The organism is Mesorhizobium sp. M2E.F.Ca.ET.209.01.1.1, assembly GCF_004010375.2.
Lineage (GTDB): Bacteria > Pseudomonadota > Alphaproteobacteria > Rhizobiales > Rhizobiaceae > Mesorhizobium.
In genome coordinates this window covers 1-368 of the sequence record NZ_SADP02000434.1, presented here as the reverse complement: position 1 = coordinate 368, position 368 = coordinate 1, and the positions used below count along the sequence as shown (strand labels likewise).

The window sequence follows — 368 nt, the reverse complement described above, 5'->3', positions numbered from 1 at the left end:
CGGCCTACGGTCAGCCAGACGGTCAAGCGGACCTTCGCCAAGACGGGCTGGCTTGGCATCGTGCTCCCCGTCTTCGCGCTGACCGCCCTGCTGCTCGTCCTGTCCGGCAACGCCCTTTCCAATCTCGGCCTGTCGGTGCCGTCGATCGTGCTGATGCTGGCTCTGTTTGCCGTGCCGGCCAGCGAAGGCGCGCTCGCTTTCTTCAACACCGTGGTCTCGCTGTTCCTCAAGCCGACTCGCCTGATCGGTTACGACTACAGGCACGGCGTGCCGCCCGAGGCGCGCACCCTGGTGGTCGTGCCGTCGCTGATCGGCTCGCGTGACGATGTCGAGGAAAACATCCGCAACATCGAAGTGCACTATCTTGC

General features: G+C 64.7%; 1 protein-coding gene. It reads left to right on the top strand.

Translation table 11 applies throughout. The annotated features are described in order from the left end of the window. Positions 1-368, top strand: a 368-nt coding sequence (locus EN852_RS36340) for a hypothetical protein (protein WP_135879722.1), incomplete at both ends; no start/stop codon positions are given.